This window comes from Acinetobacter sp. 802_lipA (assembly GCF_058242885.1).
The window spans coordinates 1,185,269-1,208,075 of record NZ_JBZAYP010000001.1; the positions used below are offsets into that span (position 1 = coordinate 1,185,269).

Here is a 22,807-nt window from a genome sequence, read left to right on the forward strand (position 1 = left end):
TATGACGAATAAATATATGAAAACGATTTTACTTGTGCCCACTGGGGAAGGCGTCGGCTTAACATCCGCTTGTCTGGGTTTGGTTTATGCGCTGGAATGCCAAGGTGTTAAGGCTGGATTTTTAAAACCTTTTTCTCAAGAACTGACTACAGGTGCAGACCGTACCACAGCGCTCTATCACCATGTTTCAAAAAACGAAACCGTTGAACCGATTAGTTATCACACCATTTTGCAACAACTCAGTGCAGGTGAAAATGATGAGTTGCTTGAAGATGCGGTTCGTTTGCACCGTGCTATTGCGCGTAAGCATGACCTGATTATTGTTGAAGGCTTAGTCCCGAATAGCCGAGATTCTTTTGCTTCTGAACTAAATGCACAACTTGCGCAAGCACTCGATGCCAAAGTCATTATTGTCAGTAATGCAGACATTAACAAGCCAAGCGCGACGGCTGAAAAAGTCGATAGTCAACTACGCTACTTTGGGGGTGCGAGTTCAGAGCGAACTGCGGGTGTGTTATTGATGCGCACCAAAGGCTTGCCCGATGACTCAGCACACATTCCAGTGACGTTTGACCCAAGTCTGCGTTTAATCAGCGATACCAATAAATTTATAATTGAGCTCCAAAAGACCCATCCAAAGCTCGGATCAGACAAACTCCCTGTAATAGGCTTGGTTCCGTTTAGCAACACGCTTAGCGTACCGCGTATGTCGGACTTGGCTTCACACATTCAAGCGGAATGGATCAATCAAGGCGACGCTAACCAACGTCGTGTGTTGCATAGCAGTTTGATTGCATCGAACATTGAGCACGAACTTCATAAGTTTGTCGCAGGCGAGCTGATCATTAGTGCATCAGATCGTATCGATGTGCTTTTGGCATCCAGCTTAGCCAGCAGTAACGGTATTCCACTGGCAGGTTTGGTCCTAACTGAACACCATACACCAAACGAGCAAGTGCTTGCGTTCTGCCAAACAGCGATTAAGCAAGGCTTACCAATTTTACATACAGCGCTCAGCACGTTCGACACGGCGCAGAGCTTAGCCAATCTCAGCAATGAAATTCCGGTCGATGATACGGAACGTGCTGAACAAGTCACTCGTTTTGTTTCGAGCCATATCAATGAAGAATGGTTAACGGCAATGTTGAATGGCTCGTACCAACCTCGTCTCTCGCCTTCGGCTTTCCGCCATGAGTTGGTCCAAAAATCGATTGCTGCGAAAAAGCGGATTGTTCTACCTGAAGGCGATGAGCCACGTACAGTTCAAGCAGCAGCTATTTGCCAATCTCGTGGCATTGCACACTGTATCTTATTGGCAAAACCTGAAGCTGTAGTAGAAGTGGCTAAAGCACGTGGTATTGAGCTTCCACATGATTTAGAAATTATCGATCCAGATTTGATTCGTGAAAACTATGTCGAAAAAATGGTGGAACTGCGTAAAGGTAAACTGAATGAGCTGCAAGCGCGTGAACAGCTGCAAGACACAGTCGTTCTGGGTACCATGATGTTGGCGCTCGATCAAGTCGACGGTTTGGTTTCAGGTGCAATACACACCACAGCCAATACTGTACGCCCAGCCTTCCAACTGATTAAAACAGCGCCTGAGTACTCACTGGTCTCTTCCGTGTTCTTTATGCTGTTACCCGATGAAGTCTATGTGTATGGCGACTGTGCGATTAACCCAGACCCAAATGCCGAAGAGCTCGCTGAAATTGCGATTCAATCGGCTGATTCAGCAAAGGCCTTCGGCTTAGACCCACGTATTGCAATGATTTCATACTCTACGGGTACCTCTGGTGCTGGAGCTGAAGTTGAAAAAGTCGCTGAGGCAACACGTATAGCGAAAGAACGCCGTCCTGATCTATTGATTGATGGCCCACTTCAGTACGATGCAGCATCGGTTGAAAGTGTCGGACGCTCGAAAGCACCTGATTCTAAAGTTGCAGGTCGTGCCAATGTGTTTATCTTCCCTGACTTAAACACAGGCAATACGACCTATAAAGCCGTGCAACGCTCTGCCAATGTCGTAAGCGTCGGCCCAATGTTGCAAGGTTTGAACAAACCTGTAAATGACTTGTCTCGTGGTGCTTTGGTGGATGACATCGTGTTTACGATTGCACTCACTGCAATTCAAGCAGAACAGCAAGCAACAGCTTAAAGTAACTTGATGTGATCCAAACCATCCAACTGAGCAGTTGGATGGTTTTTTATTTTATAGCGCTCAACAATATGACCAAAGCTTAACTTCTATATATTTACGAACATAGCCCAAACACAGATAAAACAGTAAGACTTTACTTTTCAGACACTTAAACAATATACTCAAGCGATATAATTAAATTCTAAATCATTGGTCTCATAATGAATAAAAAATTGCTTCCAATTCTAATAGTGACAACATTTTCACTGACAGCATGTAATGAATCTAAGCAGCACCAAACACCGTCAGACTCAACCACAGCATATAAAAACTTAAGTACAGCCAATCCAGCTGACATTAAAGCGGATCTTGATGCCCTAGATCAGATTTCGAATAAAAACTCTCAAGCCATTTTGAACGCACAAGATGCGCTTAAAGCGGCTCGTCAAAATAAAGAAGTCGATACCATCCCCGCCCTGCTAGAACAACTGAAAACCCATTCTCTTACGTTTAATACTGCACTAGATGCAACAAACTTCAAAAGCCAAGAAGGTGCTGCGTTACGTGAGAAATTTAAGCAAGTCCATTTACTTGGTGTGGAACTGGCACAAGAAAATACTAAAAGTCCACCACAGATGCAGCGTATAACAGCACTTGAAGCAGAAATCAGCGTCATACAACAAAGCTCTATCAGTGAAATGAGAGCCTTACAACACATGATTTACCCTCAACTGAATTCAGGGGCATTAAACAACACGCGACAACAGGTAAAATCAGACCCTGAGCTCAATGTTACGGCTCATACTCCACCCCATAGCACCTCACATCTGAGTCAAGATAATGCCGCAGACATCAAACATGACCTCATTGCACTTAGAGCCGTATCTCAAACCGCCAAACAAAAGGCGCAAGATTCTTTTACGGACATGCAGCATGCGATAGACAGCGGTAATAGGAATGCGCTTATGAAGGCTGTTAAACAAACCACTACGCGAATTCATGACCTGAATCAAAAATACGATACTGTGACACTCAAAAGCGCTGAAGCAACAGCAGCTCGTGAAAAGTTGAAAGAAGAAAATAATCTCCAAATCGAAATGGGTAATATCATCTTATCGGACTCACCAGATCGACAGAGGTTTGCTGAGTTGAGTAATAAACATGACAATTCTCAAAAAATGGTTGAGATTGAGATGGAAGCACTTCGGCTTAAAGCCAATACAGCGTCATGATGAGCTCATGCAGATTTGGTTCAAGCTATTGTCAGTAGAAAAACCCTGACAGCTATAGATACGACTATGTCCAGTATAGCCAATGATCACAGCGGTAACGCTGTATACATTTATTTCGCCGAAGTTCTATTCTTTTAAATTGCTATAATGACCGACCTAATTGATAAAATTGAAAATGACATTAATAGAAAAAGTAGTCCCTGTTATATTGCGGGATATCAATCAAAGAACAGAAATATTAGTTTTTAAACATCCTATTGCAGGCATTCAAATGTAAGCGTCCGCTGAACACACCTTATGAATTCGTCCTATAAGCCTTAATTTAGTCCTCACTTAAAAACAAGTGGGAACTTAAATTTATGACTACAAATAACCAGACATCCATCGCATCTCTTACGATAAAACGAAGAACATATAGTGCTGAATTTAAACAGCAGATCGTTCAGGCGTGTAAAGCATCGGAGGTTTCAATTGCTTCGGTCGCTTTGCAACATGGATTGAATACAAATCTTGTATCCAAATGGATTCGCTTAATTGATGCTAAGCCAGGGAATGATCGCTCACTACTACCGAATAAACCTGCATTTATTACCTTATCTTGCTCCGCACCATTAGATCCTATCCCTACTGGCATGTTAACGGTTCAAATTACTTTACCCCACTCAAAAGCAGAAATTGGCTTGAAATGGCAAGTATCAGAAATATCTGCTTTAGCAGAATTACTCAAGGCACTTACAACATGATCCGTATCGATGAAATCTGGTTGTCTACCCAGCCCATGGACATGCGTGCAGGTATGGATACGGCCATGGCTCAGGTGGTGAGAGCCTTTGGCTACATTAAACCGCATTGTGCTTACCTGTTCTGTAATAAACGTGGCCATCGCATGAAAGTGCTGGTACATGATGGACTGGGGATCTGGCTGTGTGCTCGGCGGTTGGAACAGGGCAAATTTCACTGGGCTAAAGTTCATCAGGGTGAAACCCTTGCACTCAGTCCAGAACAGTTACAGGCACTGATCCAGGGTTTGCCTTGGCAGCGCATTGGACGACAGCAAGTGGTCACAATGCTCTAAACTAGCTTGGTCCATTCTGCTATTCTCCAAACGTTCTATTTCATTCTTCTCATGACCTCAGGCATACTGCGGTCATGAATACACTGCCTGATTTAAGCCAACTGACCCATGAACAACTGCTGGAATTTACCCGGCAGTTGGCAATGCAGCATCAGTCTTTGGCACAATCAAATCAAGAATTAGAAAAATCAAACCAGCAATTGGATGCCAAAGTTCAACATCTTTCCATTCTCACGCAAAAATACGAGCATGAGCTCGCACTATTTAAACAGCACAAATTTGGCAGTAAAAACGAACATCTCACCGCAAAACAAATCCATCTGTGGGATGAAGCGGTCGAAGAAGATATTGCCGCTGTTGATCTGGAACTGGAACGGCTGAATGCAGATAAAACTGATGCAGCGACACACAAAGCCACAGTCAACAAACCTAAACGTCGACTGCTGCCCGATCATCTACACACCATCCGTATCGAGCATGAACCAACATCAACCCAATGTGCTTGTGGCTGCACCTTGCGTCGTATCGGCGAAGATATCAGTGAAAAACTACATTTCAGACCGGCACAGTTCTATAAGGAACAGCATGTGCGTGGCAAATGGGTCTGTGATCAGTGTGACACCCTGACTCAGCAAGCGATGCCCGCCTATGTGATTGATAAAGGCATTGCTTCACCTGAACTGCTCAGCCATGTGCTGGTATCGAAGTATGCCGATCATTTACCGCTGTACCGTCAACGTCTGATCTATCAGCGGGCGGGAATCGAGCTTTCTAGATCAACGTTATCTGACTGGATAGGTCGCTGCGGTGTGGAACTGGAACCTCTGGCCAATGCTTTAAAACAGGTGGTGCTGCAACAGCGGGTGATCCATGCCGATGAAACGCCGGTCACCATCATGCGGATGAGTGATGATGAGAAAAAACCGAAGAAAGGTTATGTCTGGGCCTATGCCACTACACAGTACAATCCAGTTCAAGCGGTGATCTATGACTTTCAGGATAGTCGTGCAGGCCAGCATGCTGAAGCGTTCCTGAAAGACTGGCAGGGCCATCTGGTCTGTGATGATTACAGTGGTTATAAAGCACGCTTTAAATCAGGCCAAGTCATTGAGGTGGGCTGCATGGCGCATGCTCGTCGTAAATTCCATGAACTGCATGTGACCAAGAAAAGTCAGGTCGCTGAACAGGCCTTAGTGCTGATTCAGAAACTGTATGCCATAGAAGCAGAACTCAGGAGAAAGACCGATGGTACAGCAGAACAGCGCCGCGAATACCGACAACAGCATAGTCAACCGGTGATGCAACAACTGTATGAATGGCTCAACCAGCATCAACTGACGGTGCCATCGAGTTCTCCAACCGCCAAGGCCATCAATTACACTCTGAAGCGTTGGCCAGCTTTAAGCCGCTATCTGGATGATGGCAATCTACCGATTTGCAATAATTGGGTGGAAGTGCGACACGAAGTCGCTTAATGAAGTTGTTCCCCCCTGCGGGAACCACCCGTGTCACCGGGTGAATCTAGAAGGCTGAATAAAGAGCGCCTTCGACAATGTAACGAGGCACCGCAAGGTGCGGGGTATCAATCGTGAGAGGCGTACCCTTCTGGCAGCCATAGCCGGACAAGGGCTAGATAATCGGTATGGTGAACACATGTGAATCTGCGTAACGATCGTTAAGTTGAACGAGCGGAAATGGCTGATACGCTCGAACCAAAACGGTAATGGAGGTGGGAATTGCGTCTTTCGACTACGCATTCGTGACCCATACGCCTCCCGGTCGATAGCAGGCACCTAAGCCGATGTACTTCAGTAAGCGGAACGTGGAAATCCCGTATTACTCCCATTGGGAAAGCAGTTTGCAAAAACTGCCCATGGTGATGCGGGCGAAGGAACGAGGAAAAAGCGAATGCCAGTCTGTAATGGGTTGGATAGAGGTTGAAACATTACCCCACGCGAAAGCGGGCTGACGTCCTTATGGTCTCTCATCACAAGAGAGTGTGTAGAACCCTTTTAATGGAGGGAGAGCAAATGAATGCAGCAGTATCAGCGTGTGCACCTTCCAGCACATCGTGGGACAGCATCGATTGGATTGCTGTACAGCGTCATGTCAGAGGGCTGCAAGCGCGTATTGTGAAGGCGGTACAAGACGGCAGGCATAACAAGGCGAAAGCTTTGCAATGGCTGCTGACTCACTCGTTTAGTGGCAAAGCATTGGCCGTCAAACGAGTGTCTGAAAACAAAGGCAAAAACACGGCTGGGGTCGACAAGGTGACTTGGAATACACCCAAGGCCAAGACCGGTGCGATGATGTCGTTGAAGAGGCGAGGTTACACGCCCCTTCCGCTTCGGAGAGTCCTTATTCCGAAGAAAAATGGCAAGATGAGACCTCTCGGGATACCCACGATGAAATGCCGGGCCATGCAGGCGCTCCATCTGCTGGCTTTGGAACCCATCGCGGAGACCATCGCTGATCGGAACTCTTATGGGTTCAGACCGCAACGCTCAACCGCGGATGCTGCAGCACAGTGCTTTGGTGTGCTGTCAAGAAAAGTAAGTGCGGAGTGGGTGCTAGAGGGTGACATTCAAGGCTGTTTCGACAATATCAGCCATGACTGGATGATCGCCAACCTCCCAATGGACAAGGTGATTCTACGGAAATGGCTCAAAGCCGGTTACGTCTACCAAAGCAAGCTGTTTCCCAGTCTTTCCGGAACACCGCAAGGAGGTATTATCTCCCCGGTGCTGGCCAACATGACCTTGGACGGACTGGAAACGATGCTGGCGAAGAGGTTCTCTAACGCCAAATGGACAGGCAAAAAGCTGCAACTGGTACGGTATGCGGATGATTTCATCATCACGGGGTATTCTAAAGAGTGGCTCGAAAATGAAGTTCGTCCTGCCGTGGTTGAATTTCTGGCGCAGCGCGGTCTCGTGCTCTCTCAGGAAAAGACCAAAATCACGCACATAGGGAACGGGTTCGATTTTCTTGGCTGGAACGTACGTAAGTACAACGGCAAGCTACTGATCAAGCCGTCAAAGGCAAACATCAGCGCTCATCTTGACAAGCTGCGAGCATTAATCAATGCAAACAAAGCGACACGACAGGCCACTTTGATCGGTTTGCTCAACCCGATTCTAAGGGGTTGGGCCAACTATCATAGTCATGTCGTTGCCAAGAAGGTTTTCAACCAGGTAGACAACGCAGTGTGGGAAATGCTCTGGCGATGGGCTGTACGTCGCCACCCTCGCAAGACACTCCGATGGGTCAAAGATCGGTATTTCAAAGTACAAGGAGCGCGTCGATGGGTGTTCTCATGTGATGAACAGTCCGCCGATGGTCGGAAGCGACAATACACATTAGTGTCTGCCTCGGACACGCCAATTGTGCGACATATCAAGATCAAGGCTGCTGCTAACCCTCATGACCCCGCATGGGATGAGTACTTCGAATCCCGATGGGGTAAAAGAATGCTGGTCTCCGCAAAGGGGCGAGCCAAGCTGTATCGGGTGTGGCTAAAACAAGGTGGTCGCTGCTGCGCCTGTCTTAAACCAGTCACCAAAGATACACCATGGCACAGCCGTCATATTGTGAAGCTAAGTCATGGTGGAACGGATGCAGTTGCTAATCTTGAGATTTACCATCTGTATTGTCCGAGGAGTGTTCAGTTTGCCAATGTCAACGATGTATAACCGGGTGCCGAATGGCGCCTTAGCAGAGGCTTGAGCCGTGTGCTGGGAAACTCGCATGCACGGTTCTTAGGGGGTTGGACGTAGGTAACTGCGTCTGACTACCCGACAACCAGGTGCGGCCTTGGGCGTTGGGACGTAAGAACTGGTTATTTGCAGGTTCGCTGCGTAGTGGTCAGCGAGCGGCAAACATCATGACTTTAATCCAGTCAGCAAAGCTGAATGGGCTGGATCCGTATGCCTATTTAAGTGATGTGCTGAAAAGATTGCCGACCCATAAAGTGACCCAAATAGAAGAATTGCTACCACACCGCTGGAAATCCAACTCAAATTAAAAAATAGACATGGGGTTCAGCGGACGCTTACATTCAAATCGTAAAAGGTACAGTTGAGACGAATGAAGAACTAGAAGAGGCAGCTTTACGAGAGCTTTATGAAGAATCGGGGATTTCGTCTGCACACATTCACTCATATTTGGGTTTACATCATCCATCTGAACAAGGTCTTAACTGGCATGTATTTATCTGCCATAGCACAGAAACTATAAAAGTGAATAGCCACCGATTTTGTAGACACTTTTATGCAATGATGATGGCGGGCTAGAGTTTAATTTCTTTTGGCACCCTCTGTTTGAGTCACCAAGCGCTGAATGGCATCCATTATTCCAAGAATTACTAGCGTTTATAAAATCAAAATATTGAGCCGTAGCTTAGGAGAAATTTTGATTCACTAGAGCTAACAGCGTATAGATTTAAAAGCCCAGATCTCGTGTCTGAGCTTTATAAACTGTAGTGTCTTTAGATCTTCATCACTCAGCTTCGCTTCAACATTTGACTCAGTCTAAACTTGGGCGGCTTGATAAAGAAAATTGCATTACCACATAAAATCAAAATCACCCCAATCACCGCATTCATATGCCATTGATACCCTTCCCAGATGGTCGAAATCACCAAAGCCACCAAAGGAAATAACAAAGTACTATAAGCTGCCTTACCTGCCCCAATCCTTCCGACCAAATAGAAGTAGGCGGTAAAGCCAATCACTGAACCAAAAATAGCCAAATACAATAAAGCACTCACTGCACTGAATTCCATAGCAGGGAAAAACTCGTCTTGTTTAAATCCAGCAATCAATGCCATCAAGATTGAACCATATAGCATGCCATAAGCATTGGTGGTAAAAATATCCAATCCGTTTTTCTGATGGCGCGCACTGATCATATTGCCCAGTGAAAAACCATAGGTTCCTAACACACAAAGACCAATCCCCATCAGCGTATGATTATTTAAGGCACTCCCCACCACATCATGCCAAAACAAGGCAATAATCCCCAATCCACCCAACAAAGCCGCAGGATAAAAACGGGTAGACACCTGTTGTCCAAAGAACAGTTTGGCGTTGAGGGTATTAAAAATGACTGCCATCGAAAAAATTACAGCCTCTAAACCACTGCTGATATATTGCACCGCATAATAGAAACAAACAAAGTTAAAACCAAAAATACAGCATGCTTGTAACATACAAAATAGATGATCTTTTACAGCCAGCTTTTGCAGTTTTCGGCACAAAACAATAAAAGCAAACAACACCAGAGCCGAAATAAAGAAGCGCCAAAACACGGCTACATTGGTCGATATCCCACTTTGTTGTTGCAAACTAATCGCAATCCACGTCGTTCCCCAGATTACAACCACCAAAGCATATAACAGCGCATTCATACTCTTTCAACCAAACTCAAACCACTCACGCTATTGTGCTTGGTTTAGGTTTCTCATTTCTTGCACCTTCTTGTGGTCACTATCATGAACTTGTGGTTTTTTACTGATTTTCTGATATAGATGACAAAATGAAATCAAAGTCCTACACTCATTCTTCCATTCGGCACTGCGTATAGATGATGAAATATCAGATTCTAGATCAATTACAACAACATAAAGCTCAACTCCTCGACTCGGTCGAGTTGGGTTCAGGCATGCAGCTGGCCATGTGGCAAAACAACCAAGACCGTGTCAGTGTTTGTAGTAACCACCATACACTCAGTATGTATATTCAAGGTGGATATCACAGTTATCAAAAGACAGCTCAAGGTTGGCATAATGGCGGTGGGCCAGATCATATGTGCTTGATGCCACAGAATTTTGAGTCAACATGGGATCTGCGCGACCCACTGACTTTTGTGCATCTGTACTATACTGAAGAACACTTACAACGCGTCGCTGAACAAGTGTGGGATCGTGAGCCGAGCCAAATTATTTTAAATCCGCAAAGTTTCGTAGCTGACCTACAGATTGCCATGATCTATCGACACTTTTTACTCAATGGGGCTTGGCAGAACAGGGAAAATCACTTGCAGATGAGTACTGCCACCACGCTTCTGCTCAACCATCTAATTAAAAATTATAGCCATACCGAATGGCAAGCCCCTGAAGTCAAAGGCGGGCTGTCCCCGTATACCCTGAAGCAGTTATTAGAATGGATTGATCAGCATATTCAGCAAAGCTTGACCCTGTCAGATTTAGCCGAGCAAACTCAGCTCAGTGAATACCATTTTGCCCATATGTTTAAGCAATCTATGCAAATGCCACCACACCAATATGTAATGCAACGTCGACTTGAACTGGCACATCAAGCTCTACAGCAAACGACTGCTAATATGACAGACATTTCGGAGCAGTATGGATTTAGCTCCAGCAGCCATTTTAGTCATCGCTTTAAAAAGCATTTTGGCTACACTCCATCCCAAATGCGGAAAAATTAGAACCCGTCGATAGGATAAAGCGAAGATTTGAAGATTTGAAGATTTGAAGATTTGAAGATTTGAAGATTTGAAGATTTGAAGATTTGAAGATTTGAAGATTTGAAGATTTGAAGATTTGAAGATTTGAAGATTTGAAGATTTGAAGATTTGAAGATTTGAAGATTTGAAGATTTGAAGATTTGAAGATTTGAAGATTTGAAGATTTGAAGAAAGCTTAAAACAAAAAAAGAAGATAAAGCTTAAGCCTGATCTTCTTTTTGACCGTACATCCAAGTCGCTGCGATATATACACAAAAGCCCGCAGCCATCACTAAACCTGTCAACATGCTCGATGTCCTATTGTTTGATGAATGCATTATGCGAAAGTTTTATGACAACTTTATGACAGTGTTGTCATATTTCAATATTATTATTTTTACATTATATTCAATACCTTAAGTAATAAATCATATTCATAATCCAAATTTAGACATGAAATATTTCATTAAATTTAGATATTTTTGTCATATTTACCACCGTTTATAACCTCATTTTCTCATCAATTTTGTTCAACTATTAAACTTTCGCCTAAAGGCTTCGCAAAACATCCACAACCTCGGCATTTTGTCTTATAATTTAGCCCGCTAGCTATCAGCCCGCTCAAGAGATATTTGTATGACCACTATTATCAAGCAAGATGATTTGATCACATCGGTCAAAGACGCGCTTCAGTTCATTTCTTATTATCACCCACAAGACTTCATCCAAGCGATGAGCCGTGCGTATGATCGTGAAGAGAACAAAGCTGCAAAGGATGCGATCGCACAAATCTTAATTAACTCGCGTATGTGCGCAGAGGGTCACCGCCCAATCTGTCAAGATACAGGTATCGTCAACGTATTCGTTGAAGTGGGCATGGATGTTAAATTTGATTTAACTATGAGCTTAGACGATGCAATCAACGAAGGCGTACGTCAAGGTTACCTAGAAAACTCAAACGTACTGCGTGCTTCTGTATTGGCTGACCCAGCATTTGGTCGTAAAAACACCAAAGACAACACCCCTGCTGTGATCTATCACAAACTTGTTCCAGGCAACAAAGTGGATATTACCGTTGCGGCAAAAGGTGGCGGTTCAGAAAACAAATCTAAACTGGCTATGTTAAACCCATCTGACTCAATCGTGGATTGGGTACTTAAAACTGTTCCAACTATGGGTGCTGGCTGGTGTCCACCAGGTATGTTGGGTATTGGTATTGGTGGTACTGCTGAAAAAGCCATGATGCTTGCGAAAGAATCGCTCATGGAAGAAATCAACATGGACGAATTACTTCGTCGTGGCCCTGAAAATAAAATCGAAGAACTTCGTATGGAAATCTTCGAAAAAGTAAACGCACTGGGTATTGGCGCGCAAGGCCTAGGTGGGTTAACCACAGTTCTAGATATTAAAATTAAAGATTACCCATGTCACGCTGCGGGCAAACCAGTGGGTATGATTCCAAACTGCGCAGCGACTCGTCACGCGCACTTCCAACTTGATGGTACAGGTGTTGCACACATTCAAGCACCTAAACTTGAAGACTATCCATCAGTCACTTGGGATTCATCAACCTCTAAGCGCGTTGACCTCGACACCATTACCCAAGAAGAAATGAACGCTTGGCAACCAGGCGACACCTTACTTCTGAATGGTACAATTTATACAGGTCGTGATGCTGCACACAAACGCATGGTCGACATGCTGAACAATGGTGAAGAGCTTCCTGTCGACTTAAAAGGTAAATTCATTTACTACGTTGGCCCTGTAGATCCAGTCGGTGATGAAGTGGTTGGTCCTGCTGGCCCAACAACAGCAACACGTATGGACAAATTCACACGTCAAGTGCTTGAAGCAACTGGTATGTTCGGCATGATCGGTAAAGCGGACCGTGGTCCTGCAGCGGTTGAAGCAATCAAAGACAATAAAGCGACTTACTTGATGGCAGTGGGCGGCGCAGCTTACCTTGTGTCTAAAGCAATTCGTGAAGCTGAAGTGGTTGCTTTTTCTGACTTAGGTATGGAAGCGATTTACAAATTTGTAGTGAAAGACATGCCTGTATCGGTAGCAGTTGATGTAAATGGCACATCTATTCACGCGACAGCACCAAAAATCTGGCAAGCGAAAATTGGTAAAATTCCAGTAGTCGATGCTGCAGCGGGCTAAAACTTAAGTTTTACTTTTTTGGATACCCTTAACATGCTAAGGTCATGTTAAGGGTATTTTTTTACCTACTTTTATAGACTTAATCAAAAAATATAGACCAACAATGAAAAAATTAAATCACATCCTTTGCGGTATTACCTTATGTGTCCTCAGCACAGCTTCTTTTGCCAAACCCGCGACCGAAGCATCGGTAGAGAAGGCGCTCAAACTGGGCGATATTAAAGGCACATTAGCACAGTCTCAGCAAGAAATGCGCCCCATTTATGACCAGCAAGCCGAAGAAATCATTAAGAATATTTTTAAAACATCTACACTCAATAATGAACAACAAAAAGCAGCCAAGCAAATCGCTGAAATCACGGCATCGTTTAGCAGTAAATTGATTTCTGATCCGAAATTTATGCAAATGCTTAAAAATGTATATATGCAGACCTTTACCGAAGAGGAAGTATTGGCCAACATTCAGTTTCTTGAAACACCTCTAGGCCAGTCTATCAATAAAAAAAGCAGCAAAATGATGAGTGAAATCATGCGCAATAGCATCGCCATGTCTGCTGAAATGATGCAAGATCCAGCTATTCAGCTGGAAATGAATCGTCAAATTGAAAAGACCCTGACACCATTATTTGAACAAGCCAAAAAAGCACAATAGCTCACTTACCAGGTTAAAGGATTCCACAGCTTAAAGGGTTTCATCAGCTGAACCTCTTCACTTGGATCATATTTTGCGGGTTTAAGTTTTTGCGCTTTCTTTCGTAGCTCACCCGTGTGTTGATCTTCCGCTACAAAGTTGTAGCTGTTCGACTTTAACTGGGTAAATGCAATCTCTTGAATCGCAATTTTTTCAGGGATAACCGCCAAAGGCCCCGAAACATCACGGCGTGTGGATAAGTTCTCTTCATCATACTTGATGAAATAAGACTGCCGTTATTTAAAACCTACTTAAACCTACTTACGTGGGTTTAATGTTTAATTCCTACTTCATCATCAAGAACCAATTGCTATTGCGCTTGGGATTACCTCAATTCCATAGGCTGTCACGGTGTAACTCACCGCCATTGGTGGCTTATGTAGCCACCAATTCTTTATCTGCATGTTTTAGAATATTGATGGCAGCATTAATATCCCTGTGATGCAGGGTGTTACATGAACATCGCCACTCACGCATTGCAAGTGTCAGGTTTTGGTTTAATTCACCACAATTCGAACACATCTTGCTGCTTGGAAAGAATCGTCCAACAGAAAGTATTGATTTGCCATGCTGTTTAGCCTTGTAAATCAACTGTCGCTTGAACTCATAAAAGCCCATATCCGATATGGCTCTTGAGAGCTTACGGTTTTGTACCATACCTTTCACATTTAAATCCTCAATCGCAATCAGATCGAATCGCTTAACTAAATCAGATGTGACTTGATGAAGATTGTTTTTTCTCAAGCATGATATTTTGTAGTGCAAACGAGAGAGCTTGGTTTTCGCTTTTTCTCTGTTTTGACTACCTTTCTTTTTACGGCTAAAAGACTTAGCAAGTCGTCTTAACTTGGCAAGCTGTTTCTTTAGTGGCGCACTTGATGGAACAACCTCGCCATTAGATAAAGTGGCAAGACTGGAAACACCTAAATCAATACCAACAGATAAACCTGTTTTGGGGTGAAGTTTCTCAGGCTGATTTAATTCAACAGCAATCGAAGCAAACCACTTACCACCCTGTTTAAATATTTTCGCTGATAATATTTTTCCTTGATAACGCAAATCCTCAGTCATTTTTACCCAACCCAAGTTTGGGATACTAATTTTTCTATCTTTAATGCTGAATTGGTCATTTGATAATGAGAAGCGATCATCTACGCCTTTTTTTCTAGGCTTTGGATATTTGGATTGACCATTAAAAAAACGATCAAATGAACTACCCAATTGCTTAATCGCAAGTTGTGGCGCACATTTGGTCACTTTAAGCATGAAAGGGTATTTCTCACGCTTGAACGAGTTTAAGTGCTTTCTTATTTTAGCTTCGGATGGTTTATTTAGAAGTTTTTTATCCACCTGAACGCCATAATAGTCACACTGATCTCTATATTCCTTATCTGCTTTATATTGACGTTGCCATTCTTTTAAAGCCCAATTATACGACAAACGAGCAACACCACTCGCTTGAGCGAAATGACTTGCTTGCTTATTATTTGGCAGTAATTGGATTACATGCCCTCGTATGAATCGGCTCATAGTGCGTCTTTGACTGCCTGTATTAACTTTTGGTTTTTCTTACTACGACTACCATATAATCTTGCCGAAAACACTGTAATGATTTCCAAAACATCTTGAGCAAGTTCTTCCTCAAAAGACAAATTTTCACCCTTATTAAGAATGACGATCTCCACGCTTTTAGCTTCACATAAGGCAAAAACCAACTCAGCACCAAACCGCAATAAGCGATCTTTATGCGTTAAAACCAAACGTCCGATTTCATCATTCATGATTGCTTCTAGCAGCTTATTTAAGCCTTTTTTTCTATAGTTCATACCCGAACCAAGATCGGAGATTAATTCAAACGTCCAACCTTGATTTGCACAGTACATTTCAAGAACTTGTTGCTGTCGAATTAAATCTTCTTTTTGGTCATGACTCGATACCCTTGCGTATGCAATGGTTTTCCTTTGAAGTTGACTATCGGGCTTGTGTATTTGCTCAGGCGTGATCTTACTCAGATCATATCGTCTATGATTTTTAGGGGTTCGATCTGCAACCAAAGTGCCTTCTTCATCCCAACGCCTTAATGTTTGAATGGAAACACCTAATGTTTTAGCTGCAACGCTAATGCTTACATATTTACTCATTTTGTATATAATAGTATAGAAATAAGTAGATTTCAATTAGCAGTTACAAACCCTGCTTCTACGGTAAAATCGATATACTTCGGCTTTTGAAAATGGTTAATACCCAAAGGACGACTACTCGATAAACGATAAGTCCCTGCGGGTAATTCGACCCAATAGTAATGATTGTTCAGCAGGCTTGGAATGCGCTCTTTATTGATAAATAAACTCGACGCCACAATTTCTTGTCGGTTCCACTTTGAATCTGGACGATACAGATAAACCATCGCCGCTTGTTCATGCTGGGGTTGGACACGCTGAAAACGCTGTCCTAATTTTTGGTTGACCCATCCACCTACGCTAAACACTCCAATGCGGTACTGCTCGACCATACCTGGATCGTGTTCAAAATCAACCTCATGGCTGAGCGTTGATGTTAATTCAGGTTGTTCAACTGTCGCTTTTCCATGACAACCCAATAAAATTAAACTGCTTAAAAGCGTAATCGTCATTGCACGCATGACTATTCCTCACGGCATATTTTTTATTTTGATACTGAATTTTTAGTTTTAATCTAGGCATCCCAGCCTATGATGCAGAGTAGCATTCCCTCTTTTTTTTGAATATAAAAAAACGTGTGAAAACACTCGATTTTCACACGTTTCAGATGAATAACAACTTAAGCGGACTTTGAATTAATCACTTTTAAATCAACTTTAGCTGCATCTTTCTGTTCGATTCTTGGTAAACGCTCTGGCTTAAATAATGGTGCAGCCGTACCGTTAATCACGTCTTCATTCACCACAACTGTGCCAACATCGGTACGACTTGGTAAATCATACATGGTTTCAAGCAGCGTATTTTCTAAAATAGAACGTAAGCCACGTGCACCCGTGTTACGATCCAAAGCTTTTTTCGCCACAGCGCGCAGTGCTGAGTCTTCAAAAACCAGATCAACGTTTTCCATATCAAACAAATGTTGATATTGACGAGTCAATGCATTCTTCGGCTCAGTCAGAATTTGCATCAAAGCTTCTTCATCTAACTCTTCCAAAGTCGCAATTACAGGCAAACGACCAATAAACTCTGGAATCAGACCAAATTTCACCAAATCGGTCGCTTCAACTTGACGGAACAAATCAGACAATTTCTTGCCTTCATCTTTCTTCTTCACTTCAGCCGTGAAGCCAATTCCACCTTTTTCTTGGCGCTGTTGTACGATTTTTTCAAGACCCGAGAATGCCCCACCACAGATGAACAAGATATTTGAGGTATCAATTTGAATAAATTCTTGCTGTGGATGCTTACGACCACCTTGAGGTGGAATAGAGGCAACCGTACCTTCGATCATTTTCAGTAACGCTTGTTGTACACCTTCACCCGACACATCACGCGTGATCGATGGGTTTTCAGACTTACGGGTAATCTTGTCGATTTCGTCGATATAGATAATACCTTTTTGCGCTTTTTCTACATCGTAGTCTGCTTTTTGTAGAAGCTTTTGTACAATGTTTTCAACATCTTCACCGACATAGCCTGCTTCGGTAAGTGTCGTTGCATCAGCCATAGCAAAAGGAACATCGAGAAGACGTGCCATGGTTTGCGCAAGCAAGGTTTTACCCGAACCTGTTGGTCCTACTAATAAGATATTACTTTTCGCAATTTCAACAGCATCGTCGTGTTTATGTCCACCATGTGTCGCTTTAAGGCGTTTATAGTGGTTGTAGACAGCAACTGACAAGGTTTTCTTTGCCACATCTTGACCAATGACATATTGATCTAGTGCCGCACGAATTTCGTGAGGTTTAGGCAAGGGTTTTGCAGCCCAGTCACCCGACTCAACTTGTTGACTGGTTTGCACCAAGTCTAAGCATACGTCCACACATTCATTACAGATGTACGCGTCCTCGCCTGCAATCAGTTTCCCAACTTCAGACTGCGTTTTACCGCAAAATGAACAATGCTTTTGTCCTTGAGGATGTTCGGACATATTCACTCCAATTCTAAACTTTTAAAACTTATGGACGTTTAGATAACACTTCGTCCACGAGACCATATTCTTTTGCAGCTTGCGCTGTCATAAAGTTATCACGGTCAGTATCACGTGCCACAGTTTCATAGTCTTGACCACTGTGCTCTGCCATTAAACGGTTTAAACGTTCTTTAATGAACAGAATTTCACGTGCATGAATTTCAATATCAGATGCCTGACCACGGAAACCGCCTAACGGTTGGTGGATCATGACACGTGCATTTTCAAGGCAATAACGTTTACCCTTCGCACCTGAATTCAACAAGAAAGCACCCATTGATGCTGCTTGCCCCATACAGTAAGTCACAACATCTGGTTTAATAAATTGCATGGTATCGTAAATCGCCATACCAGCAGTCACCGAACCACCTGGTGAGTTAATGTAAAGATGAATATCTTTATCTGGGTTTTCCGCTTCTAAAAACAACATTTGCGCGACAATCAAATTCGCCATGTTATCTTCAACTTCACCAGTCATAAAAATGACGCGTTCACGCAAAAGACGTGAATAAATGTCAAATGAACGTTCACCGCGAGATGACTGTTCTACAACCATTGGAACTAAGGCATTATCGATAGTTGGAATATACATACGTTTACTTATTCCTAAATTTTTTGTTACTCAACTCATAGTCACAATATGAGGGATAATTGCTGAAAATGCAAAATATTCTCAAGTAAATAACAGATATTTTTTGCATAAGCTTTATGAACGCAAGGCCTTTTAAAAAAACCAGATCATAATAAAAAAGGCGCTCAAAGCGCCTTTTTTACTTTAGCTAAACTTAGCCTTGTTGACGAGCTTGTTGCTCTTTCAATAAGTCTTCGTAGCTTACAACAGTATCTGTTACTTTAGCAGACGCTAAGATGTGATCAACCACTTGGTCTTCTAACACAACAGCTTCGATTTGCGAACGTTGTTGCTTGTCATTTTTGAAGTATTCGATCACTTCAGCTGGATCTTCATAAGAAGAAGCCATGTCTTCGATGTAAGCATCAACACGTGCTTGATCTACTTCAATTTTAGCATCAGCTAAAACTTTGCTTACCAATACGCCTAATTTTACAGATTTTTCAGCTTGTTCTTTGAACAACTCATCTGGAAGCATGCTTGAGTCAAATGCTTTCGCACCTTGAGCACCAAATTGCTGAGTGAACTGTTGGATCATTTGTTGACGTTGACGGTCAACTTCTTGAGCAACCATAGACGTAGGAAGTTCAACTTCGTTTGCAGCTACAAGTGCATCAAAAGCTGCACCTTTCACTTGATTACGCAAACCATTTTTCACTTCACGTTCCATGTTTTTACGAACGTCAGCTTTTAACTTCTCAATGCCTTCTTCTTCAGTTAGACCAAAGATTTTAAGGAATTCAGCATCAACTTCTGGAAGTTTTTGTTTTTCAACAAGCTTCACAGTAATTTTGAATTGAGCTGATTTACCAGCAAGGTTTTCAGCTTGGTAATCTTCAGGGAAAGTTACATCAATCACTTTCTCTTCGCCTTTCTTCATACCAACGATGCCGTCTTCGAAGCCAGGGATCATACGACCTGAACCTAAAACAAGTTTAAAGTCTTCTGCAGAACCGCCTTCAAACTTTTCACCGTCTACTGAACCTTCAAAGTCAAAAGTTACTTGCATGTCTTTTTTAGCCATGCCTTTCGTTTCAGCCCAAGAAGCACGTTGCTTCTGAAGGTTTTCGATCATTTGATCAACATCTTTGTCGTTTACTTCAGATGCTTTACGTTCAACTTCTAAACCATCAAATTTCACGTTAACTTCTGGATAAACTTCAACAGTCGCTTCGTATACAAGCGCGTCGTCTTTTAATTCAGATTTTTCAATGTTTGGCATGCCGACAGCATTGATTTTTTCTTGTTGGATCGCTTCAAATACTGTGTCACGAATAATGTCGCTTACGACTTCTTGGTAGATACCCGCGCCATATTCACGACGAACAACATTTACTGGCACTTTACCTGGACGGAAGCCGTTGATCTTCACAGTTTTAGCAGTGCGTTTTAAGCGAGCTTCGAACTGCTCGTTAACACGGCTCGTCGGTACAGATACATTTAAACGACGGGTAACACCCGAAACCGCTTCAGAAGTTACTTGCATGGCTTCCTCAATCTTTTGGTAAGAACAATTTTAAAAAGTGCCACATTATATGACAACATTGAACGATATACAAAACACCCGATTGAAACCACATATTTTTTTCTTCATTTATCGTTTTTTATTTTGAATATTTTTAAATCGCTACTGATTAAGCGCAAAGTATTATATTTTTTATGGCTTTTTGTTGAAAATGATAAATATTACCATTAATATTTGCGTCAACTTTGATCGTTTTTTTCAATTTTTTTCTCGTCCATCATTGGAACTCTAGTTATGAGTAAGTTTAATCTACACCCTCTTTCATTGGCATTGCTTGGGGCAATCACCACTCCTGTTTTCGCAGAAACAACAACTGAAGATTCATCGCCACATCAGCTTTCCACCATTGTGGTTTCAGCTGCGGGTTTTGAACAAGATATTAAAAAAGCACCTGCTACAATGACGGTCATTACAGCAGAAGATTTAAAAAATAAACGTATTAATTCGATTGCCGATGCCTTAAGCGATATAGAAGGCGTTGATATTAGTCCCACAGCAGGAAAAACAGGTGGTCTGAATATTCGTATTCGTGGAATGGATTCAGAATATACACTCGTTCTAATTGATGGTCGCCGTCAAAACAGCACTGGTGACATTACTCCAAATGGATTTGGCGAATCAAACAACAGTTTTATCCCTCCAATATCTGCGATTGAACGTATTGAAGTCATACGCGGCCCTGCATCAACATTATATGGCTCTGACGCCATCGGTGGTGTAGTCAATATTATTACTAAAAAAGTTTCAAATGAATGGACTGGAGCAGTCACTTTAGAAGGAACATTACTCCCTAATAGTTCTGATTTCGGGAATCAACGCTCTGTAGATGCATATGTTACTGGTCCACTTATTCCAAACCTCCTTGGTATTCAATTAAGGGGCCGCAAAGCTGAACGAGATCAATCAAACGTAATTCGTAGCGATGATGAAGGTACTGAAACAGAACTAACTCAGGGACAAAACCCAACCAAGTCAGACTTAGAAAATATTGGTGTTCGCTTAACTTTAACACCAACGGATCAACATGATATTTCTGCGGAATATGAGCAGACAGATCAATGGTATGACAACTCTAAAGGACAATTAGGCACTTTAGGTGCAAACGGCGGTTATGATAAGTCCCAAGAATATAATCGTGAAAAAATGATTCTTTCGCATACATGGCGCAGTAATATCGGCACTCTTGAGTCTAGTCTCGCAAATACTCAAACAGAAACGGTAGGTCGCTTAATTCCGGCTCGCGCGCAAAATATGTCTCAGGCAATAACACTACGTTTGCTTGAAAGCGAAGATACTATTTTCGATACCAAGTTTACGACTAATTATATTAATGGTCATAACATTACTTTAGGGGGGCAATGGTGGGATGCAAGCATTCGTGATGGACTTCGTGTTCAAAAAGAAGTTTCTTTTGAGCAATTAGGACTATTCGCTGAAGATACATGGTCACTTAATGATAGTTTGGCATTAACCTTGGGGTTACGTTATGACAATCATGATACTTTTGGAGATTTTTGGACGCCGCGTGCTTATTTAGTCTGGAATGCAAATGAAAACTGGACATTTAAAGGTGGCTACTCTGAAGGCTACAAAGCGCCTCGATTAGAACGCCTAACCACAGGTATTTATAATGTTAGTGGTCAAGGCCGCACACCTGTTTTCGGTAATCCTGATTTAAAACCTGAAACCAGTAAAAATTTAGAACTAGGTACGTATTTTACGAATAACTCTAATTTTGACTTTAATATCACAGGTTTTTTTAGTGAAATTGAAGACAAAATTATGACAGGTAATGCTGAGTTACGTTGTAATACTGATACGAATAAACAGCAATGTGAAGACTATATGCTTTCCGTTGGAACGCCTTGGACAATGGACTATAACCGAGGTGCTCCAGATACATGGAACGTTACGCGCCCAATCAATGCCGAAGAAGCTGAAGTTTATGGTATTGAAACTGGTCTAAATTGGGAGTTTGCAGAAAACTGGAAACTAGGCCTCAATTATACTTGGACCGAGACGGAAATTAAGGATAAACAACTTAATAACCCTGTTCTAAATGATACACCAAAGCATATGGCAAACGCCTCTTTGAAATGGCAAGCTGCCGATTTCGTCAATTTATGGGCACGTGGTGAATATCGTAGTGAACGTGCACGTTTTACGTCAAATTACGAGAATCTAACCGTAGCTAACCAAGCTGTTTATGATGCTTTAGGAGATTATAAGGCTTATACACTGTTCCATATTGGTTCAAACTTTATCGTTAATGATAACTGGGACGTTGGTGTGGCTTTATACAATGTCTTTGACAAAGACTTCAATGATTATGAAAAAATAGGGACAGGCGATTACAATCGTTATAGTAACACCCAAGAAGGACGACGCGTTCAGCTAAGTACCACCTTTAAGTTCTAATCTACATGCAAAACCCTGCTTCGGCAGGGTTTTCTTCGTACATAGCTAATATAGATCCAACATAATTTATACATATTCACTTGAGAAACACCTTCAAACTTAGCTTAAAAATAATGGATTCTAAATTCCAATAACATTATAAAAATATAATCTAATTTTCCAATTTAAATAAAAATCAAGAACTTATGTTAAATTCATTACATTATTACATTTATTTTTTCTACACAAATATATCTAAGCATCGACAATTCCAATGTAATAGTTATGCTACAAAAAATAAGAATCATTATTATTCGCATACTAATTTACAACGCT

15 protein-coding genes and 6 pseudogenes are annotated in these 22,807 nt (G+C 42.3%); 13 read left to right on the forward strand and 8 right to left on the reverse strand.

Annotation, left to right across the window (positions count from 1 at the left end):
- The first annotated feature begins 16 nt into the window (after window positions 1-16).
- The 9 genes and pseudogenes from pta to AC4CU3_RS06035 all read left to right on the forward strand — a co-directional run bounded on the left by pta (window position 17) and on the right by AC4CU3_RS06035 (window position 8,837).
- Window positions 17-2,158: a phosphate acetyltransferase gene (gene pta / locus AC4CU3_RS05995; protein ID WP_039890250.1), complete on the forward strand. Its 2,142-nt coding sequence runs from the start codon at window positions 17-19 to the stop codon at window positions 2,156-2,158.
- Window positions 2,159-2,361: 203 nt separating this feature from the next.
- Window positions 2,362-3,372: a PM1805 family lipoprotein gene (locus AC4CU3_RS06000; protein ID WP_005400808.1), complete on the forward strand. Its 1,011-nt coding sequence runs from the start codon at window positions 2,362-2,364 to the stop codon at window positions 3,370-3,372.
- Window positions 3,373-3,547: 175 nt separating this feature from the next.
- Window positions 3,548-3,646, forward strand: a pseudogene (locus AC4CU3_RS06005) (NUDIX hydrolase); the annotation flags it as partial.
- 85 nt (window positions 3,647-3,731) lie between these two features.
- Window positions 3,732-4,115, forward strand: coding sequence for an IS66-like element accessory protein TnpA (gene tnpA, locus AC4CU3_RS06010; RefSeq protein WP_004684363.1), 384 nt, complete (start codon window positions 3,732-3,734; stop codon window positions 4,113-4,115).
- Window positions 4,112-4,447 carry an IS66 family insertion sequence element accessory protein TnpB gene (gene tnpB / locus AC4CU3_RS06015; protein WP_058951667.1) on the forward strand — a complete coding sequence of 112 codons (336 nt, stop codon included), beginning with the start codon at window positions 4,112-4,114 and terminating at the stop codon, window positions 4,445-4,447. Before tnpA ends, tnpB begins: the two co-directional genes overlap by 4 nt.
- Before the next feature lie 74 nt (window positions 4,448-4,521).
- Window positions 4,522-5,901 (forward strand): annotated as a pseudogene (gene tnpC / locus AC4CU3_RS06020) (IS66 family transposase); the annotation flags it as partial.
- 576 nt (window positions 5,902-6,477) lie between these two features.
- The gene (gene ltrA / locus AC4CU3_RS06025) at window positions 6,478-8,139 is read left to right on the forward strand and encodes a group II intron reverse transcriptase/maturase (RefSeq protein WP_005167203.1); all 1,662 of its coding nucleotides are present in this window, start codon (window positions 6,478-6,480) and stop codon (window positions 8,137-8,139) included.
- Window positions 8,140-8,243: 104 nt separating this feature from the next.
- Window positions 8,244-8,471: pseudogene (locus tag AC4CU3_RS06030) on the forward strand (transposase domain-containing protein); the annotation flags it as partial.
- Window positions 8,472-8,502: 31 nt separating this feature from the next.
- Window positions 8,503-8,837 (forward strand): annotated as a pseudogene (locus AC4CU3_RS06035) (NUDIX domain-containing protein).
- A gap of 111 nt (window positions 8,838-8,948) precedes the next feature.
- On the opposite strand, the gene AC4CU3_RS06040 reads toward AC4CU3_RS06035, so the two are convergent.
- Window positions 8,949-9,854 carry a DMT family transporter gene (locus AC4CU3_RS06040; RefSeq protein WP_279045575.1) on the reverse strand — a complete coding sequence of 302 codons (906 nt, stop codon included), beginning with the start codon at window positions 9,852-9,854 and terminating at the stop codon, window positions 8,949-8,951.
- 179 nt (window positions 9,855-10,033) lie between these two features.
- Here AC4CU3_RS06040 and AC4CU3_RS06045 point away from each other — a divergent pair, with 179 nt between their 5' ends.
- From AC4CU3_RS06045 to AC4CU3_RS06055, 3 genes are all read left to right on the forward strand, one after another.
- Window positions 10,034-10,894, forward strand: coding sequence for a helix-turn-helix transcriptional regulator (locus AC4CU3_RS06045; protein WP_279045576.1), 861 nt, complete (start codon window positions 10,034-10,036; stop codon window positions 10,892-10,894).
- 654 nt (window positions 10,895-11,548) lie between these two features.
- On the forward strand, window positions 11,549-13,075 hold the full coding sequence (locus AC4CU3_RS06050; protein WP_005400812.1) for a fumarate hydratase: 1,527 nt from the start codon (window positions 11,549-11,551) through the stop codon (window positions 13,073-13,075).
- Window positions 13,076-13,178: 103 nt separating this feature from the next.
- On the forward strand, window positions 13,179-13,727 hold the full coding sequence (locus AC4CU3_RS06055) for a DUF2059 domain-containing protein (RefSeq protein ID WP_005400813.1): 549 nt from the start codon (window positions 13,179-13,181) through the stop codon (window positions 13,725-13,727).
- 5 nt (window positions 13,728-13,732) lie between these two features.
- On the opposite strand, the pseudogene AC4CU3_RS06060 reads toward AC4CU3_RS06055, so the two are convergent.
- The 7 genes and pseudogenes from AC4CU3_RS06060 to tig all read right to left on the reverse strand — a co-directional run.
- Window positions 13,733-13,999 (reverse strand): annotated as a pseudogene (locus tag AC4CU3_RS06060) (DUF2846 domain-containing protein); the annotation flags it as partial.
- Between the two features lie 142 nt (window positions 14,000-14,141).
- Entirely contained in the window at window positions 14,142-15,296 is a 1,155-nt protein-coding gene (locus AC4CU3_RS06065; RefSeq protein ID WP_005402020.1) for an RNA-guided endonuclease InsQ/TnpB family protein, read from the reverse strand.
- The gene (locus AC4CU3_RS06070; RefSeq protein WP_005402019.1) at window positions 15,293-15,907 is read right to left on the reverse strand and encodes an IS607 family transposase; all 615 of its coding nucleotides are present in this window, start codon (window positions 15,905-15,907) and stop codon (window positions 15,293-15,295) included. Before AC4CU3_RS06070 ends, AC4CU3_RS06065 begins: the two co-directional genes overlap by 4 nt.
- Window positions 15,908-15,957: 50 nt before the next feature.
- Window positions 15,958-16,407, reverse strand: a pseudogene (locus AC4CU3_RS06075) (DUF2846 domain-containing protein); the annotation flags it as partial.
- A 158-nt stretch (window positions 16,408-16,565) separates the two neighbouring features.
- Window positions 16,566-17,876: an ATP-dependent protease ATP-binding subunit ClpX gene (clpX, locus tag AC4CU3_RS06080; RefSeq protein ID WP_010325894.1), complete on the reverse strand. Its 1,311-nt coding sequence runs from the start codon at window positions 17,874-17,876 to the stop codon at window positions 16,566-16,568.
- A gap of 28 nt (window positions 17,877-17,904) precedes the next feature.
- Window positions 17,905-18,510, reverse strand: coding sequence for an ATP-dependent Clp endopeptidase proteolytic subunit ClpP (gene clpP, locus AC4CU3_RS06085; protein WP_005400817.1), 606 nt, complete (start codon window positions 18,508-18,510; stop codon window positions 17,905-17,907).
- 193 nt (window positions 18,511-18,703) lie between these two features.
- A complete protein-coding gene (gene tig, locus AC4CU3_RS06090; protein WP_005400818.1) occupies window positions 18,704-20,035 on the reverse strand; it encodes a trigger factor in 1,332 nt (443 codons plus the stop codon).
- A 273-nt stretch (window positions 20,036-20,308) separates the two neighbouring features.
- Between tig and AC4CU3_RS06095 the strand changes: the two genes are divergently transcribed.
- Window positions 20,309-22,492: a TonB-dependent receptor domain-containing protein gene (locus AC4CU3_RS06095; RefSeq protein ID WP_279044499.1), complete on the forward strand. Its 2,184-nt coding sequence runs from the start codon at window positions 20,309-20,311 to the stop codon at window positions 22,490-22,492.
- Window positions 22,493-22,807: the final 315 nt, after the last annotated feature.